This window comes from Limnohabitans sp., from assembly GCF_044373035.1.
Classification (GTDB): Bacteria; Pseudomonadota; Gammaproteobacteria; order Burkholderiales; family Burkholderiaceae_C; genus Limnohabitans_A.
Genome location: NZ_JBILQU010000053.1, coordinates 1 through 18980 on the forward strand (window position 1 = coordinate 1; position 18980 = coordinate 18980).

Here is an 18980-nt window from a genome sequence, read left to right on the forward strand (position 1 = left end):
GAGCTTCAGGCCTCGGGCTTTGCGGCGTTCGGCCAGCAGGCCTGCGGTGAAGATCAGCAGCTTGTCTTTTTCGCGGGGGGTGAGTTCCATATTGGTGCGGGGTGAGCGTCTTGGTGCATTGAATGGCTTGAATCAAGCAAATTGTGTGCCCTTTATAGAGGTCCGAAAAAATGCCCCAGAAAAAAAACGGTTTTCAGGGTTCTCCCTAGGGTTGGCATGGCGATTGCTGAGGGTTGAACAGCGCTGTGAAACGGTGCGTGTTTGAACAACCTACCTTCCTGATTGGAGTGACCTCATGATGAATCGACGTGGCAACCTCAAAGCCCTCGCGACCGCTGCCGCCATCGCGGCGGGCAGTTTGACTTTTGCACACCAAGCCCAAGCGCAAGCGGGCAACACCATCAAAGTGGGCGTGCTGCACAGCTTGTCGGGCACCATGGCGATTTCAGAGACGGTGCTCAAAGACACCGTGCTCATGGCCATTGACGAGATCAACGCCAAGGGCGGTGTGCTGGGCAAAAAACTCGAGCCCGTGATCGTGGACCCGGCCTCCAACTGGCCTTTGTTCGCTGAAAAAACCAAGCAGCTGCTCGGCCAAGACAAGGTCTCGGTGATCTTCGGTTGCTGGACTTCGGTGTCGCGAAAATCGGTCTTGCCAGTCGTCGAAGAAATGAACGGCTTGCTGTTCTACCCCGTGCAGTACGAGGGTGAAGAGCTCTCCAAAAACGTGTTCTACACCGGCGCTGCGCCCAACCAGCAAGCGATTCCTGCGGTGGATTACCTGATGAGCAAAGAAGGCGGCGGCGCCAAGCGCTGGGTCTTGCTCGGCACCGACTATGTGTACCCCCGTACCACCAACAAAATCTTGCGCGCTTACCTGAAAAGCAAAGGCGTGGCTGACAAAGACATCGACGAAAAGTACACCCCGTTTGGTCACAGCGATTACCAAACCATCGTGGCCGATGTGAAGAAGTTTTCAGCCGGTGGCAAGACCGCTGTGGTGTCCACCATCAACGGTGACTCCAACGTGCCTTTTTACAAAGAGCTGGGCAATGCGGGCCTGAAGGCCAAAGACGTGCCCGTGGTGGCTTTCTCGGTGGGTGAGGAAGAGCTGCGCGGCGTGGACACCAAGCCTTTGGTCGGTCACTTGGCGGCATGGAACTACTTCATGTCCATCAAGAACCCCGCCAACGACGAGTTCACCAAAAAGTGGGCGGCTTATGCCAAGGCCAAGAACATCGCTGGTCACAAAGACAAGCCTCTCACCAACGACCCGATGGAAGCCACTTACATCGGCATCAACATGTGGAAGCAAGCGGTTGAAAAAGCCAAGTCCACCGACACCGACAAAGTGATCGCGGCCATGGCGGGCCAAACCTTCAAGGCACCGAGCGGCATCACCAGCAAGATGGATGAGAAAAACCACCACCTGCACAAGTCGGTGTTCATCGGCGAGATCAAGGCCGATGGCCAGTTCAATGTGGTCTGGAAAACACCCGGTCCCGTCAAAGCCAAGCCTTGGAGCCCTTACATCCCTGGTAACGATAAGAAGCCTGACGAGCCAGCCAAGAAGTGATGGTTTGATCTCTTGAATACAGGTCGGCGTGGGAGCGTCGACCTGTGTGGATTTTGTATGTCGGTGGCTGTAGGTCGGTGGCTTAAGCCCCGACATGAATCGAATAAATGAGCAAGATGAAACGATGGATGTTGAAAGCGGCGTGGATGGCCAGCGCCGTGTGGAGCCTTTCGGCCGCACAAGCCCTGACGATGGACGAAGCCCGAGGGATGGCCTTGGGCGAGAGCGATGCCCGCGTGGAGGCCATCGCCAAAGCGGTGGCCCAAGGCAGCGAAAAAACCGCCGCCTATCTGCAAGCACTGGCCGATGACGTGGTCAAGATCGCAGGCGATCAGGTGGTCGTGGTGCGTGACGGGCAAGGCCTTAACCCCGTCACCGGACAAGCGGTTGCTGTGCCGCCAGACGCCGAAGAGGTGATGCTGAACAACCGCCTGCGTGGCGAAATCGACACGGCCTTGGCGGCCTTGAAGTTGTTCAGCCCCGATGTGAAGCTGCGCAGGCAAGCGGCCTTGGCGCTGCTCAAAGAACCCGATGCGAGCCGCGCGCCCTTGCTCGACAAGGCCTTGGCGACTGAAAAAGACCCTACGGTGCAAAGCTTGGTGCGCCAAGCCCGCGCAGCGGCACGGCTGAGCAGTGAGGCTGCAAACGATCGATCGCTGGCCGCCCGCGAGTTGGCGGACAGCAAGCAACCCGAAACCCTGCTGCTTTTGAACCAGCAAATGAGCCAAGAGCAAGACCCTGCGGTCCAAAAACAAATCCAGTCCGCTTTGACCCAAGTGCAGGACAGCCTTCGCTGGGGCGAGCGCTTGGGGGCCATGTTCACCGGGCTCAGCCTGGGCTCCATCTTGCTGCTGGTGGCGCTGGGTCTGGCCATCACCTATGGCCTGATGGGCGTCATCAACATGGCGCATGGCGAGTTGATGATGATCGGCGCCTACGCCACCTATGTGGTGCAGGCGCTGTTTCGCGAGCATTTGCCGGGCGTGTTTGACGCGTACCTTTTTGTGGCGATGCCGGTAGCCTTTCTGACGGCAGCCTTGGTGGGTGCGGTGATGGAGCGTACGGTGCTGCAGCATTTGTATGGCCGCCCGCTCGAGACCCTGCTGGCCACCTGGGGCATCAGCCTGGTGCTGATGCAAGGCGTGCGCAGCCTGTTTGGCGCGCAAAACGTGGGCGTGGAAAACCCGTCCTGGATGAGCGGCTCGCTGCAGCTGCTGCCCAATTTGCAACTGCCCTGGAACCGGGTGCTGATCATCGTGTTTGCGCTGGCGGTGCTGGTTGGAGTGGCGCTGTTGATTGGCAAAACCCGGCTGGGTTTGTTTGTGCGCGGCGTCACGCAAAACCGCCCCATGGCCTCGTGCATGGGCGTGAACACGGCCCGCATCGACACCTATGCCTTTGCATTGGGTTCGGGCATAGCCGGCCTGGCTGGCTGTGCGCTCAGCCAAGTGGGCAATGTGGGGCCCGATCTGGGCCAAAGCTACATCGTGGACGCGTTCATGGTGGTGGTGCTGGGCGGTGTGGGCCAACTCGCCGGCACGGTTTACGCCGCCTTGGGCCTGGGTCTGGTCAACAAGTTGCTGGAGGGCTGGACGGGCGCCGTGCTCGCCAAAATTGCCGTGCTGGTGTTCATCATCATCTTCATCCAGAAGCGGCCGCAAGGCATCTTCGCGATGAAGGGGCGCAGCGCTGAAGCGTGAAGAGGACCATGAACATGAAAAATTTGGAACTCCCCACCCCCGCCCCTTTGATGGGCCGCCAAGCCTGGTCGGCGTTTTTGCTGGCGCTGATCGTGGTTGGCGTGCTGGCTCCGTTTTTTAATTTGTGGGTGCCCGAGAGCAGTGCCTTCCATTTGAGCGACTACGCCATCGCCTTGATTGGCAAGATCATGTGCTACGCCATCTGCGCGCTGGCCATGGACTTGATCTGGGGCTACACCGGCATCTTGTCGCTGGGCCATGGTTTGTTTTTTGCCTTGGGTGGCTATGTCATGGGCATGTACCTCATGCGTCAGATCGGCCAGGACGGCAACTACAAAAGCGACTTGCCCGACTTCATGGTGTTTCTGGATTGGAAAGAGCTGCCCTGGCACTGGATGCTGTCGGACAGCTTTGGGGCTACGCTGGCGCTGGTGGTGCTGGTGCCCGGTGTGATCGCTTTTGTGTTTGGCTACTTTGCCTTTCGCTCGCGCATCAAGGGCGTGTATTTTTCCATCATCACCCAGGCCCTGACCTATGCGGCCATGCTCTTGTTTTTCCGCAACGAAACCGGGTTGGGCGGCAACAACGGCTTCACCGATTTCAAACGCATCCTCGACTTGCCCATTGCCACCCCCGGCATGCGCATGACGCTGTTTGTCATCACTGGCCTGACCTTGCTGGGCTTTTATCTGTTCTCGCGCTGGCTGGTGGGCAGCAAGTACGGCCGGGTGTTGATGGCGATTCGCGATGCCGAAACGCGGGTCATGTTTTCGGGCTATTCGCCGCTGCCCTACAAGTTGAGCATTTGGGTGATCTCGGCCGTGATGTGCGGCATTGCCGGGGCTTTGTACGTGCCGCAAGTGGGCATCATCAACCCCGGTGAGATGAGCGCCGCCAACTCGATCGAGATCGCGGTGTGGGCGGCGGTGGGCGGGCGCGGTACCTTGATCGGCCCCATTGTGGGGGCGTTTTTGGTGAACGGGGTCAAGAGCTGGTTGACGGTGAGCGCGCCAGAGTTTTGGCTGTACTTTTTGGGTGCGCTGTTCATTGGCGTGACCTTGTACATGCCGCAGGGCGTGGTGGGCTTGGTGCGCAAAGTTTGGAAAAAACGCGATGCTGCGCAGACACCCACAGAACCCGTGTCGGACGCCCAGGTCAAAAAAGGCGGTGCCGCATGACCCCCGATCTGCTGCAAAAAGGCGCTGAGCGCGTGGCCCGCGTGGCCCAACAACGCGTTGACTCCACAGAGTCTGGTGGCCGAACCGCGGGCTATGGCCGCGTGGTGCAAGACGCCAGCCAAGTCGATGTGACGCATGGCCGCATCTTGTATCTGGAAGACGTGAGCGTGAGCTTTGACGGCTTCAAGGCCATCAACAAGCTGTCGCTCGACATCGCGCCTGGCGAGCTGCGCTGCATCATTGGCCCCAACGGCGCGGGCAAGACCACGATGATGGACATCATCACCGGCAAAACCCGCCCCGACGAAGGCCGCGTGTTCTTTGGCAGCACCATCGACTTGCTGCGTTACAACGAACCCGAGATCGCTCAGTTGGGCATTGGCCGCAAGTTCCAAAAGCCCACGGTGTTTGAACACCTGAGCGTGTTTGAAAACCTCGAGCTGGCCCTCAAAACCCCCAAGGGCGTGAAGGCCTCGATGTTCTTCAAGCTCGACTCGCGCCAAAGCGACCGCCTGGCCGAAGTGCTGCACACCATCCACCTGGCAGACAGCGTGCGGGTGCAGGCGGGCACGCTCAGCCACGGCCAAAAGCAGTGGCTCGAGATCGGCATGCTCCTCATGCAAGACCCCCAATTGCTGCTGCTCGATGAACCGGTGGCGGGCATGACCGACTTTGAGACCGAGCGCACGGCTGAGCTGTTCCTCTCGCTCAAAGGCAAGCACTCGCTGATGGTGGTGGAACACGATATGGGCTTCATCCGCACCATCTCGGACATCGTCACCGTGCTGTGTGATGGCGCCGTGTTGGCGCAAGGCACGCTCGATCAAGTGCAAGCCGACGAGCGGGTGATTGAAGTTTATTTGGGGCGTTGAAGATGCTTGAAGTGAAAAACATCCATCAATACTACGGCGGCTCCCACATCCTGCGCGATGTGAGCCTGAATGCGGAACTGGGCCAGGTCACGGTGCTGCTGGGGCGCAACGGCGTGGGCAAAACCACCTTGCTGAAATCGCTCATGGGCTTGGTGCCGATCAAAAGCGGCAACTTGGTGCAGGACGGCAAAGACTTGACCCATGCCAAACCCTACGAACGTGCTGCAGCCGGGATAGGCTACGTTCCGCAAGGCCGCGAAATCTTTGCCCGCCTCACGGTCGAAGACAACCTGCTGATGGGCCTGGCCACACAGCCCGGCGGCACGCCGATTCCCCCTGAGTTGTTTGAGCTGTTCCCCGTGCTCAAGCAGATGCTGCACCGACGAGGCGGTGACTTGTCGGGCGGTCAACAACAGCAACTGGCCATTGCCCGCGCATTGGCCGCCAAGCCGCGCTTGCTGATCCTGGACGAGCCCACCGAAGGCATCCAGCCCAGCATCATCAAAGACATCGGCCGCGTGATCCGCCAGTTGGCCGATGTGGGCCTGCAAGGCCAGCGCATGGCGGTGCTGCTGTGCGAGCAGTACTACGACTTTGCCGAGGAACTGGCCGACCAGTACCTGGTGATGGAGCGCGGCGAAGTGATCGCACTTGGGCTGGGTGCTGAGATGCAGGAAAAGAACATTCGGCAGTTGGTGGCGATTTGAGCCTCCTTTTTGTTGTGCCCGCGAATGTGGGTATCCATAACCATGAAGCCATGGACCCACCAATCAAGTCGGTGGTGACAAATCCTCGGAAGTCGAGGCTGACAAGTCTTAGAAAGTCAGGGGTGTCCAGGGCAAGGTCCGTCAATGCGAGCGAAGCGCGGTGATCCAAGTCTTGGCGGTCAGCGTTCGTTCATGGCGCCGCCAAAGGCTCTGTAGATGGGTTTGGCCAGATACTTGAGCACCGAGCGCTGACCCGTTCTGATGTCGACCGTGGCGGTCATGCCCGGCTTGAGCACCACTGCGGCCAGCATCGGGTTGGGGTGGCTGCGGGCTTTGTCGGCGTCCAGTTTCACGTGGGCCCGGTAGTAGCTGCTGCTTTGGCCATTGGCGCCTTGTTCGACCAGTGTGTCCGAGCTCAGATACACCAATGTGCCCTCCAAATTGCCGTACACCGAATAATCAAACGCATCGAGCTTGATGGCCACCGGCAGTCCCAATTGCAGTTGCCCGATGTCGACCGGATTGATCTTGACCTCAAACACCATGCCCCCTTCGGTGGGTGAAATCTGCATCATCTCGTCACCCGCCCGCAACACGCCTCCGATGGTGGTGACCTTGAGGTACTTCACCACCCCGGCAATCGGTGCGGTGAGCACGGTGTGGCCCAGCACGCTGCGGCGTTCATCGAGTTTGTAGGTCATGGCGGCCAGATCCTCGGCGAGCTTGGTGGCCTCGGCGCGGGCATCTTGCAGGTATTTGTTGCGCGTGGCGTTGATTTTGGCCTCTATGTCCAAGGCCTGTCGTTTGGCCCGCATGACCTCCAGGCGGCTGGTGTCGCCATTTTTCAGCAGCGCCTCGTTCATGCGCAGCTCTTCAAGGGCCATGTCCAGTCCTTGTTGCAGGCTCGCCAGCTCATCTTGCAGGCTGCGCTTGCGCTGGTCATACAAGGCTTGCTGTACCGCAACGATTTTGGGGTCAGTTCGCAACGCCTTGCCAAATTCGGGGGCGCGGCCCAGCGCCTCGGCCTGCGTGCGTGCCAGCGCAATAGACAATGCGGCCGCTTTGGCACGGCTTTCGTCAAAGCTGGCCTGCGAGCGCTCGCGCTCCAATATGGCAAGCTCCTGGCCTGCCTTGACGCTTTGACCTTCTTCGACCAAAAGCTTCTCCAGCACGCCGCCATCGGCCGACTGAATCACCTGGGTGCGTGCGGTGGGAATGATCTGCCCCTGGGCGCGCACGGTTTGCTCAATCTCAAACAAGGCCGCCCACAACAAAAATCCTGTGAATGCTGCCAGCAACAGCATGGTGATGGACGCAAATCCGTGCTGTTGTGCAGCTTGCTGTGCACGTTGCTGCGGGGGCGGCGTTTGCAGCCTTTGCAGCACCTGCGCCTTGGGGCCATCCATCACCAGTTGTTGGTTCGCCACCACCAGCAAACGGTCGACCAAGTCAAACATTTCAGCCTTGTGCGTCACCAGCACCAGTGTGTCTGCAGGCCCTATCGCCGCCTTGAGCGCATGCATGACCTGCTGCTCCAAAACTCGGTCCATCGAGGCAGTAGGCTCATCGAGCAGCCAAATGCGCGGCTGACGCAAAAAAGCCTGCGTCAAGTTCACCAACTGGCGCTGCCCGCCCGACAGGCCCGTGCCGCCTTCAAAAATCTCTTGCTGCAAGCCCTTGGGGTGCACGGTGATGACGGTTTGCAGCAGGCCCGTCTCGCGTGCGGCCTGCAAAATCGCTTCGTCACCCGGATCGAGTTGGCCCAAGATCAGGTTGTCGCGCAAAGTGCCTGCAAACAGCCTGCCCTCTTGCTGCACATAACCCAAGTGTTCGGCCAGCAGCGGTTTGGACAGGTGTGACAAATCAACATCGTCCAACAAAATGCGCCCCTCTTGCGGCTTGTACATGCCCGAGAGCAAGCGCAACAGCGTGGTCTTGCCTGCGCCAATGGGGCCCAGCACACCTATTTTTTCTCCAGGCTGAATCACCAAATTTGAAACCGTAAGCGCCTTTTTGCCGCCGTAGTGGGCCACAACCTCCTCAAAACGAAAAGCGCCCTGGATCTTGGCTGGCAAGATGGGCATCTCTTGGCCGTGGTGGTCGTCTTGTAGCGCCCAAAGGCGGTCCAGCCCTTGCAGTGCCGCCTTGGCGTGGGCCCATTGCACCAACTGACCCGGAATCATTGCCACCGGGTTCAGCACCCGTCCGGACAAGATCGAGCAAGCAATCAGCCCACCCAAAGACAACTCACCGCGACTCACCATCAAAGCGCCCGTGGCCACCAGCAGCGTGTAAGACACCTGTTGCAAGGCGCTGCCCAAGTGTTGCGAATGCTCACTGACATTGCGAATTTGCAAATCACTGTCGCGGGATTCGTCGGTGGTCTTCATCCAGCGCGACAGCATGCGCCAGCCGCCTTGGCCTGACTTGATGCTCTCGGCCCCCTCGATGGTCTCCACCAAGAGGCCTGTTTTTTGGTTGCTGGCCGCATTGGCCTGCGTGGCCAACGCATCGACCCGCCGGCGGTAATACATGCCCACACCCAGACACACCATAAAAAACATGAATGGGATGACCGCCAGCCAGCCACCAATCATGGCCATTACCACCAAAAACAGCAGCGCAAAAGGCGCATCCACCAGCAAACTGGAAGTGGCTGCGGTAAAAAAACTCCGCACTGTTTCATAGCCGCGCATTTGTGCGGACAGGGCCCCCACGCTCTGGGGCAGCTGGTCCAGCCGGATCGCCAAAAACCGCAAGTAGACCTGGCGCGCCAAGCGCTGGTCGACTTGGTCAATCAGCCTTTCGTAGAGCCGGCTGCGCACGCGCTTGGCCAGCCACTCAAACACAATGGCCCCCAACACACCCAGCGTCAACACCAAGAGCGTTTGCGATGCGGCAGCGGGGATCACCCGGTCATAGACCTGCAAGCTGTAAAACGAAGTCACCAGGGCCAGCACGTTGATCATCATGCCCCCCAAGAGCGTCTCGCGCAGCACACCGGCATGGGCGAACAATTCATGGCGAATCAGTTGGGCGACCGGACTTTTGGTGGCTGAATAAGGGCGGGACAGGCGCAGGGTTGCAATGGTGTGGCGGTCCAGCTTGGCATCGGCACATTCGGCCCAGCGCTGGTTGGCCGCGTCCCACCAATCGCTGATCCACTGGCCTTGTGCGTTTTGCCCGCGCAACACCCCCCATTGACCGTGCCCTTGGTTCCCGTCTTGCGCGTGCACCAGCGCGGGCATCTTGGCGGCGTCGGGCCCTTTGAGCCAGCGGGGGGCAGCCACCTGCAGGTGCTGGGTAACGGTCTGAAGTTGTTGTTGGGGCGTTTGTTCGACCTCTGGTGCAGCCATGCCTTTTTTGCCCAAGGCCGCAGCCACAGCTTCTTGCAAGGCCAAGCGGTCAATGCTCTCGTGCTGCAGTTGCGCCAAGCGTGCAAGGCTGGGCAGCAAATGATTCATCTCGGGGGATTTCATGGGTTGCCCTGGGTCACGGCCTCAATGCCTTGGGTGTAAAAACTCAAACGCCAGCTCACCACCACCTGGGTGGCCAGCAAGTCGGCGATCAGGGCCTCGGTCTGCGCCAGTTCGCGTGCGGCGTTCATCACATCCAGCCAGGTCTTGCGACCCGCCAAAAACTGGCGATCAAACGACTCTGATACCGACTGCGCCGAGCGCAAAGACGCCTGCACCGATGACAAACGCCGCTCTGTGGCCATGAACTGGGCATGGTCTGCCAGCACCTGTTCATTCAGGTTGCGCGTTTGCACCTGCACCTCGGCCAAGGCAGCCTCCAGCTGGCCGCGCGCGGCGGCCACATTGGACAAGCCCGACAGACCCGCACCCAAGCGGCTGCTCACCCCAACGAACAAACGGTTGACCGGTGCGCCATTGGCAAAGTTGAAGTTGCCGTACTGGCGCTCTGCGCGCAGATAAACCTCGGGCAACAAATCGGCCCGCCGCTCAAGCACCGTGGCCTCTTGCACACGCACTTGCGACAGCGCTTTTTGCAGCGCTGCACTTTGGCCCAGCGCTTGCTCGAGCAGCGCAGCCGCCTGCGCATTCACGGCGCGGGGTGTGGCCACCGTGCTGGCCAGGGCGTCACCCGCAATGGGTCGGCCCAGCAACTGGCCGAGTCGGGCCAGTGCCGTGTCGCCCTGGGCCAGCGCAGCGGTCACGTCGGCGCGAACGGCATCCAGACGCCCCTGCGCCAAAACCCGATCACTTTCGGCAGAGACCCCTTCGTCAATGCGCCTTTGAACTTGCCTGAGCAGCCGGTTGTGGGTGTCTTCAATCTTTTGGCTGGCCTGCGCCTTCAGGTGCGCGGACAGCCATTCGCCATAAGCCTGCACCACGCGCAGACTCAGCTGCAGGCGCGACTCATCCAGGGCCGCTTGGCTTTGGTCCAGACTGGCTTGGGCCTTGTCGGCCCCTGCCGTCAAGCGTCCGCCCGTGTACAACGGCTGCTGCAGGCGCAGGGTGGCCACACGGTTATCCCCCTGGTACAGCGGATCGGCCCCACGGGTGGTGGCGTTTTCCAGAGACACCGAGGGTGTGGGGTAAAACTGCCAACGCGCACTGTCCACGCCCGCCGCTGCCGATGCCACCAGCGAACGCTGACTTTGGGTGGCGGGGTGCGAAGCCAGTGCGTCCCGGACCAGCGAGGCCAGGGTTGGGCTGGGGGTCTGAACTTGCGCCAGCGCCCACACAGGGGCACAGCCCATGCAGACCCAACACAAGTAACGGCGGGCCAGTTGCAGGGCAATGGTCATTTACAAGACCTGCAGGGCGACGTTCATGCCCCAATTGGCGTGGTTGAAGACCAAGCCGTCGTAAACCCGTAAAGCCGCATAGTCAGTGCTGGACGGCCAGGGCGTGGCCGAAACGTAAGAGTCGTTGACCCAGGCTGCTGGAGCGCCACTGGTGATGTTGCCCGAGCCCCTGTTGCTGCCGTTGAGACCCTGACCCGAGTACGACCCGACCAGCGTGCCGTTGTAGGCATCCCAGATGGCGCTCAAGTCATCGTAGCTGGGGTTTGTCTGGCTTGGGCTGTTCAGGGCCGTGCCGTTCATCAAACCCGCGTTGGGGCTGGTCCCCAGCGTGGGCAACGCCAACTTGACCCCATTGACGGTGGCGTAGCGGTAGGTGTCGTTCGTCGAAGCCCCCGCAACACCATTGATGTCTTGCTTGAAGAGGTCGTAGATCTCGCTGAGTCGATAAGTTCCTGTGTCCCGGTAGTAAGCATCCCCGACCGTGGTCCCGTCCCCATTTCGGTCCAAGTGGTAGTACCACTTGCCCTCGACTTGTACCGGTGCGATCAATTGACCCAAGCTGCCCAAGTCGACGACAGACTGACCCGCCAAAGGTTCAGGGGTAATTTGCAGGTCGAGCTTTGTAAAGTCCCAGGAGAAAGTGCCGTTGCGATGCACCGCCACAGAGATCATGGCGCCTGGGGCCAGGGTCAGGTTGGACAAGGTCAGATTTGTGCTTGATGGCGATGAATTGCCGGAGTCTTCGTACAGGGCGCCTTGCAGCAAGATAGTGGGGGTGCCGCTGGCATAGGCTGTCGAAGAGGTGGTGACCGAGTAAGCAATGCCGTCTTCGCTGCGTGTCGGAGCATATAGGGTAGTTCCGTAAGTTGAAAGAAAAGCGCCCACCAAGCTCAAGCTGCCCGTCAGATCAACGGTCACATTCGATGAGGTGGTGTTCTTCCAGGCCACAACAATGGCCTTGCCCAGGCCGCCGTTGGACGTTGAATCCGGATGAATGATGAGGTCTCCGTTCTCCTGTTTTTGCACTAAGGGGTAGAGGTTGAATGCATGATTTCCGTCCCACTGCGGTCTAGGGATCACGCCGCTGAGGCTCGTATCCCAATCGCTGAGAAGCTGCAAAGTAGAGATGTTCGAGTTGTTGAAGTCTGCCGAAAAATATTGCCAAATGTTGTCGGCGCTTTGGACGGTCGGTCCAGCGATAAAGTCTCTAGCGGCGTCGAATCCGGTACCGACCACCGGCAGCGCCGCGCTATCAATATTGGGTATGTTTCCGCTGTTGGCAGTGTAGGCAAAGGCATTGCCTGCTGCGTCCGTGATGCCTGCAATCAAGGCGGCCTTGAGGGCGGCCTCATCGATCGCGGCCTGACCGTTTTGATTGGATGCAACCGTGTAGGTCAGCGAGCGTGTGTTACTCCCATCTGTGCCAGACCAGGTGGCGTTCACGCCCGATCCGGCCACGGTGAAGATGGTGCTGTTGCTGCCCGTGGTCAGGCCGTTCACATCGTCGTCAAAGGTCAGGGTCAGCGTGATGGTTTCGCCAGCGCTGTTGCCGGCGGTGCCGGCCAGGGTTGTCAGGGTGGTGATGGGTGCAGTGCTGCTCAATGTCGGTGCGCTGGTATCGACCACCGGCAATACCTGGTCAAGCGAGCGTGTTTTTACGTTGAATTGATAGTTTCGACCGTCAAAGACTTCCCGAAAAGCTACCGCGCTGCCGATGTTTTGAGCTGTGATGTCCTGTCCATCGGAATACTGCGAAGTCCAAGACCCGGGCGTGCCCCCTAAGATGGAAATGACACCTTCGTTGTCTACCGTTTGCGTTCCATCTTTCCAACCAAAAATGTAATTGCCGTTGGCTATGGTTGTATTGCCGGCCACTTTATTGAAGGCCAAGTCCTGATAAACGGTACTTCCTAGGGCCTGCTGTGTGCTGCCGATGGCCCTGAGCACATAGTCGCTGCCCACCTTATCGAAAAGCAGCGGCGTGATGTTGCGGCTACCCCCGAAGTTGCCAGAGGCAAAACTCCAGGAATGAACTTCTTGGCCGACGGCCGAGGCAAAACCATTGCCCGGGATGAGGTACACGCTCTGGAAGCCATCGACGCCACCACTCGTATTGAGCCCAAATTGGATAGGCGTATTGATGGCTGCATCGTCGATGCCTGCAATATTGCCAGCATAGGCAAAGGCATTGCCCGCTGTATCGGTGATGCCCGCGATCAAGGCGGACTTGAGCGCATCTTCATTGATGGCGGCCTGCCCGCTTTGCCCAGCCGCGATGGTGTAGGTCAGGGTTCGGCTGCTGCCGGTGCCTGACCAGGTGGCGCTCACGCCCGAGCCACCAACGGTGAAGATGGTGCTGTTGGTGCCTGAACTCAGGCCGCTGACTGCGCCGTCGAAGTCCAGGGTCAGGGTGATGGTTTCACCGGTGCTGTTGCCGGCAGAGCCTGCCAGGGTGCTGGTGGTCACCAGCAGGCTGTTGCCGGGCTGAGCCCCGCTGTTGGTCAGGGTGGGGGAGGTCTCCAAGCTGTTGATGGCGATGGTTGTGCCTGCCCCGCCGGGGGTGGCGGCCACCGTGCCAACGTCCACAAAGGCCGTCGACGCAGACAGCTGGGTATAGGTTTGGCTGCCAGGCGCGGTGGTGCCCATGAACACCCGCAAGTTGTCTGACTGACCGGCGGTGTCTGGGTTGTTGCGGCCCCACAAAAGCAGGTTGTCAATTCTGTAGACCGCACCCAAGTCCACATCGATAAAAACTTTGTTGCTAGTCACCGCCGTGGCTGACTGGGTGGTGGTGACATAAGCCAAGCCGGATGCCGTGCCCGACTGGCCTGTGAACGCATTGCCCACGGTGCTGTCCACCAAAGCGGCGGGGGCAAATGCGACCGTGTTGAGCGTGCCCGAGTCCGTGCCAGCGGTGATGTTGGTGCTGGCGGTGGCCAACAGATTAGCGGCCACATCCACCTCGCCAACCATGGCCCTCAAGCCGGTCAAGGACAAAATGTCTTCGCGCGCGGCACTGGCATTGTGGTAAATGCGGATGTAGCGGGCCAGCACGGGGTTGGTCAGGGTGGGCCCTGTGGTGTCAACCACCGGCAGGGGGCTGACATCGATGTTGGGAATGCTTCCGCTGTATGCGAAGGCATTGCCCGCCGCATCGGTGATGCCCGCGATCAAGGCGGACGTAAGCGCATCTTCATTGATGGCCGCCTGCCCGTTTTGCCCAGCCGCGATGGTGTAGGTCAGGGTTCGGCTGCTGCCGGTGCCTGACCAGGTGGCGCTCACGCCCGAGCCACCTACGGTGAAGATGCTGCTGTTCGTGCCTGAACTCAGGCCATTGACCGTGCCGTCGAAGGTCAAAGTGAGTGTGATGTTTTCGCCTTCGCTGTTTCCTGCTGAGCCTGCAATCGTGCTGGTGGACAAGGCCCACGCTTGAGTGACCAGTCCAATTGACTCGATTTGCTCCCAAGATGACCCGTGCAGTGAATTCACGTAGACCTTGGCTTTTGAGACAAGATAGTTGGTCCGAGGGAAGTCGATCTTGAAGTCAACGGACGATTCGCCACTTGAAGGCGTGGGGTCGATGCCCTCCCATACTTTGTAGTAATTTCCTGAGACATCGACCAAGTCCAAGCGGGTCACGAACCCATGTTGATAGATCTCCTTGATGACAACAGAGTCAGCGTAAACAGGACTTGAAAAACTGACTTCCACCCATTCACCGCTGGGATTGTTGGCTTCCAGCGGAGCCCATGCTTTGCCATCATCTTCAAAAGTTGAGTCAGGCGCTCCGAGGATCTGCCAAATCGACCACAGCGTTCCTGGACTTTGGCCAAACGTGGAACTCGCTGTTGCTGATGCGGCGTATTGAATGTCGAGCACAGGCCCTGCGCTGTCGACCGTGTAGCTGTTGCTGGCCGCAACCGACAAGTTTCCCGCTGCATCGACGCTGTAGAGGCTGTAGCTGCCGTCTTCCAGGCCGGTCAGGCTCAAGTTGGTTGCTGTGCTGGCGGTGCTGGTGGCGACACTGTTCCATTTGGCGCCATCAGCACCTGTGATGCTGGCCAAGCTCGTGACCGTCACCGGGCTGGCTCCACCGGTTTTGACCAGATAGGCGGTGCCCACCTCGCTGCTTTGTACCGTGGCATTGCTGGTGTTGGTGCCAGTGCCAGCAGTCAGCGTGGCCGTGGGCGCCACCGTGTCCAGCGTGAAGCTGGTGCTGCCCGCGCTGCTGGCGTTGCCCGCTGCGTCGGTGGCCACGGCGCTCACGCTGATGCTGCCGTTGCCCAGGGTCGTCAGCTCTGCGCTGCTGTGCGTCACCGCCACCGGCGTGGCGCCGTTGCCCGTGACGGACTTGCTCACCGTGCCGCCGCCGCTGCGGGTAAAGGTCACCACGGTGCTGGCGCCACTTTCGGCAGAGACCATCACCACATCGGCCATGGCTTCGGCCAGGGTGGCGCCGTTCTCCACGCCCGAGCCCAGAGCCAGGCTGGGCGCGACCGGTACGATAGTGTCAATCACCGGCAGCGCGCTGACATCGATATTGGGAATACTTCCGCTGTAGGCAAAAGCATTGCCCGCCGCATCAGTGATGCCCGCGATCAAGGCGGACGTAAGCGCATCTTCATTGATGGCCGCCTGCCCGTTTTGTCCAGATGCGATGGTGTAAGTCAGGGTGCGGCTGTTGCCGGTGCCTGACCAGGTGGCGCTCACGCCCGAGCCACCAACGGTGAAGATGGTGCTGTTGTTGGTGCCTGAACTCAGGCCGCTGACCGCGCCGTCGAAGTCCAGGGTCAGGGTGATGGTTTCACCGGCGCTGTTGCCTCCACTACCGGCAAGGGTGCTGGTGGCGACTATCCCAGGTACCCCCCCGACCAATTTGAGATCATCAAAAGCGGCGCCTGGTTTGGCACCGCCAGTTTTGTACCAGAGTCCGGTGCGCGCGTTGGCCGCGTTGCTCGTGAAAACATGACTGGCGCCGCCCAGTTGTGTCCATGCGTCTGCGCTGTTCTGCTTGTAGAAGAAACGGTAGTCGTCCGAGGCGCCTTTTTCGGTGACCTCAACTTTCAGATAAGCACTGTCAAAGCCATAGCCGGCATTCTCTCGCTGACCGCCATAGTCGAAGTCCTCGATATTGATGCGCCAGTTGCCGTCCCAGCCGGTCATGCCGTAGGTGAAGGCGGGGCGAGCGCCGTTTTGGTCAGCGTAAAAGGTCAGGCCGGCGTTTTGCTGAGTCTGGCTGCGGTCATTGATGCGGACCTGAGCCTCTATGGACCAGCTTGCATTGAGGGCAACTTGCGGGCTCATCAGGTAGGCGATCGGTGTGGCGCCCCGGGTGCTCCACATGTCGGTGTTACCGCTAGCGTTGAAGACGAGTTCACTGTTGGCCGTATCGAGTGTGATGGCGGCCAAACTGGTGTTGGGAATGTCCAGGGCGATGGCCGGGGTCAGGGAATTTTCGTCAAAGGCCGTGGCCACTGCGCTGAAAGTGGGCCCTGTGGTACCGACCACCGGCAGCGCCGCGCTATCAATATTGGGTATGTTTCCGCTGTTGGCAGTGTAGGCAAAGGCATTGCCTGCTGCGTCCGTGATGCCTGCAATCAAGGCGGCCTTGAGGGCCGCCTCATTGATCGCAGCCTGACCGTTTTGACCGGCTGTGATCGTGTAGGTCAGCGTGCGTGTGTTGGTGCCATCTGTGCCAGACCAGGTGGCGTTCACGCCCGATCCGGCCACGGTGAAGATGGTGCTGTTGCTGCCCGTGGTCAGGCCGTTCACATCGTCGTCAAAGGTCAGGGTCAAAGTGATGGTTTCGCCAGCGCTGTTGCCGGCGGTGCCGGCCAACGCCGCGCCCAGGGCTGTGGTCGGTGCAGTGCTGCTCAAGGTCGGCGCGGTGACGTCGGCTGTGACTTGGATGGCAATGACATCGGTGTCGGTGGCGCCTTGGCTGTCACTGGTCGACATGGTCAGCTGCGCAGGCCCGGTGTATCCGGCGTTGGCTCTGAGCACCAAGCCATTGGCTGCTGCCAAGGTGGCATTGATTTGCGCCAAGTTGCCCGTCAGGGCGACGCTTGCGGTTTCGTTGCCTGTGATCCCGGCAGCGGTCAGACCACTGGGCACGTTTTGATCGACCGTCAGCACACCCTGAGTCTGTGTGAAGGTGACCGTGTAAACACCCGTCAGATCGGGGTCGCTGATTTGCAGGCCCGTGATCGCCTGCGGTGTGTCGGCGCCCACCTGAATGTCCGTCAGGGCGCGCAGCACGACGATGCCGGAGCCACCGCTGCCGTTGAGTGTGCTGCCGCTGCCGCCTCCGCCACCACCAGTACTGGCAACGCCATTCGTGGCGGGTGTGTTGCCGTTGGTTGCGTTGCCACCATTGGTGCCGCCGACTCCTCCTCCTGCTGGACCGGCACCACCTCCGCCAGAGCCGTACACCACCGTTGTGCCAGTGATGTCTAAGCTCACCCCTTGACCGCCATGACCTCCCAATGAGCCGGATGCGTCAAGTCCCTCGGAGGACGCACCACCTCCGCCTCCGCCCGCCGGATTGGTCCCCCAGCCTATTTTGTTGCTTTCACCACCCGCGTTGCCATAAAAAATGACGCCATTGACGTTTGTGGCCGTGCCGGGGACGGCTGCGCCTCCAAGGCCAACACTCCAATGGCCACCACCGCCGGAGCCTCCGGGAGAGCCGTTATCGCCGCCGTTGCCACCGCCCACGCCACCTCCGCTCACAGACACCGATATGCCATTGCCTGAGATGCTGCTGCTGCCGCCGTTGTGCCTGGTGTCCGAGGTCGAATAGGACCAATCGCCATTACCATATGCAGACCCTCCCGCACCGACCGTGACGGAATAAGTCCCGCTGGACAGGTTCAGGCTTGGTATGTAAGCCACACCACCGCCGCCGCCGCCGCCGCCGGCCATGTTGCCAGCCCAAGCACCCGCTGCCCCGCCGGCGACCACCAGTGCTTCCACATTGAGGGCAGACGCTAGATTGAAGGTGCTCGTGCCCACCTGGGTGAAACTGTAGACCGAGTAGGCACCCACCGTCGTCCAACTCAGGCCGGTGGGAAGCTGAGCGATTGGCAACTGATTGACAGGCGCCTGATTGGGCGTGATCGTGTAGGCTTGGGTGAAGACGGCGCCGTCGTTGCCGGCCGCGTCGGTGACCTTGACCTTCAGGGTGTTGCTGCCGCTCAGGGTCTGGCTGGCCAGACTCCAGGCGTTGCTGCCGACACTGCCGGAAGCCGCAAGCCAGTCGGTGCCATTGTTCAAAGACACCAACACGGTCTCGCCGGCTGCTAGGTTGGCGCTCAGGTTGCCGCTGATGGTTTGGGCCGCCGTGTTGGTGATGAAGTCGTTGCCGCTGGTGCCGCTGTTAACACTCAAAGCTGCGCTTGCAATACTGGTGGTGGGCGCTTGGGTGTCCACCACCGGCAGCGCCGTGCTGTCGATGTTGGGGATGTCGCCGCCATTGGCGCTGTAGGCAAAGGCATTGCCTGCTGCGTCCGTGATGCCTGCAATCAAGGCGGCCTTGAGGGCGGCCTCATCGATCGCGGCCTGACCGTTTTGATTGGATGCAACCGTGTAGGTCAGCGAGCGTGTGTTACTCCCATCTGTGCCAGACCAGGTGGCGTTCACGCCCGATCCGGCCACGGTGAAGATGGTGCTGTTGCTGCCCGTGGTCAGGCCGTTCACATCGTCGTCAAAGGTCAGGGTCAAAGTGATGGTTTCGCCTGCGCTGTTGCCGGCGGTGCCTGCAATCGTGCTGGTGGCCACAGTCCAGGCCGGTCCGTCTCCACCCACTAAATTGAGCTCATCAAAAGCGGCGCCTGGCTTGGCAGACTCGGTTTTGTACCAAAGACCAGTTCGGGCGTTATCGGCGCTCGAAGACAAGACGTACGCTGAACCGCCATGTTGCGTCCAAGGGTCCGAGCTGCTTTGCTTGTAGAAGAAACGGTAGTCGTCCGAGGCGCCTTTTTCGGTGACCTCGACTTTCAAGTAAACGCTGTCGGCGTTGTAGATGTCTGCTTCCCTGATACGGCTGGAACCCAAAGCTTCAAGAGCGATAAACAAACCAGAGTAGCTTGGGGCATTTCCGCCAGCGTTCCAGCCTTCTAAGCCAAAAGTGAAGGTGGGTTTGGCACCATCGGCGTCGCTGTAAAAGGTCAAG

Annotated in this window: 9 protein-coding genes; 5 read left to right on the forward strand and 4 right to left on the reverse strand. The window is 60.1% G+C overall.

The window, feature by feature from the left end:
• The coding region (locus ACIQ47_RS09445) for an urease subunit gamma (protein WP_396437899.1) at window positions 1-90 on the reverse strand (90 nt) is incomplete at its 3' end.
• A 208-nt stretch (window positions 91-298) separates the two neighbouring features.
• On the opposite strand from ACIQ47_RS09445, the gene urtA reads away from it, so the two are divergent.
• The 5 genes from urtA (at window position 299) to urtE (ending at window position 6033) form a co-directional block, all read left to right on the forward strand.
• Window positions 299-1576 carry an urea ABC transporter substrate-binding protein gene (urtA, locus tag ACIQ47_RS09450; RefSeq protein ID WP_396437900.1) on the forward strand — a complete coding sequence of 426 codons (1278 nt, stop codon included), beginning with the start codon at window positions 299-301 and terminating at the stop codon, window positions 1574-1576.
• 116 nt (window positions 1577-1692) lie between these two features.
• The gene (urtB, locus tag ACIQ47_RS09455) at window positions 1693-3276 is read left to right on the forward strand and encodes an urea ABC transporter permease subunit UrtB (protein ID WP_396437901.1); all 1584 of its coding nucleotides are present in this window, start codon (window positions 1693-1695) and stop codon (window positions 3274-3276) included.
• 14 nt (window positions 3277-3290) lie between these two features.
• Complete coding sequence (urtC, locus tag ACIQ47_RS09460; RefSeq protein ID WP_396437893.1) at window positions 3291-4454, forward strand: urea ABC transporter permease subunit UrtC; 1164 nt, start codon at window positions 3291-3293, stop codon at window positions 4452-4454.
• Entirely contained in the window at window positions 4451-5326 is an 876-nt protein-coding gene (urtD, locus tag ACIQ47_RS09465; protein ID WP_396437894.1) for an urea ABC transporter ATP-binding protein UrtD, read from the forward strand. The genes urtC and urtD overlap by 4 nt, the downstream gene beginning before the upstream one ends.
• A 2-nt stretch (window positions 5327-5328) precedes the next feature.
• Window positions 5329-6033 (forward strand): urea ABC transporter ATP-binding subunit UrtE, encoded by a 705-nt coding sequence (gene urtE, locus ACIQ47_RS09470; protein ID WP_396437895.1) that lies wholly within the window; start codon window positions 5329-5331, stop codon window positions 6031-6033.
• Window positions 6034-6212: 179 nt separating this feature from the next.
• Here the strand turns inward: urtE and ACIQ47_RS09475 are convergent, their stop codons facing one another.
• From ACIQ47_RS09475 to ACIQ47_RS09485, 3 genes are read right to left on the reverse strand one after another with little or no spacing between them, the layout of a single operon-like run.
• A complete protein-coding gene (locus tag ACIQ47_RS09475; RefSeq protein WP_396437896.1) occupies window positions 6213-9512 on the reverse strand; it encodes an ATP-binding cassette domain-containing protein in 3300 nt (1099 codons plus the stop codon).
• Entirely contained in the window at window positions 9509-10807 is a 1299-nt protein-coding gene (locus ACIQ47_RS09480; protein WP_396437897.1) for a TolC family protein, read from the reverse strand. Before ACIQ47_RS09480 ends, ACIQ47_RS09475 begins: the two co-directional genes overlap by 4 nt.
• Window positions 10808-18883 carry a beta strand repeat-containing protein gene (locus ACIQ47_RS09485; RefSeq protein ID WP_396437898.1) on the reverse strand — a complete coding sequence of 2692 codons (8076 nt, stop codon included), beginning with the start codon at window positions 18881-18883 and terminating at the stop codon, window positions 10808-10810. It abuts the gene before it with no gap.
• Window positions 18884-18980 lie beyond the last annotated feature (97 nt).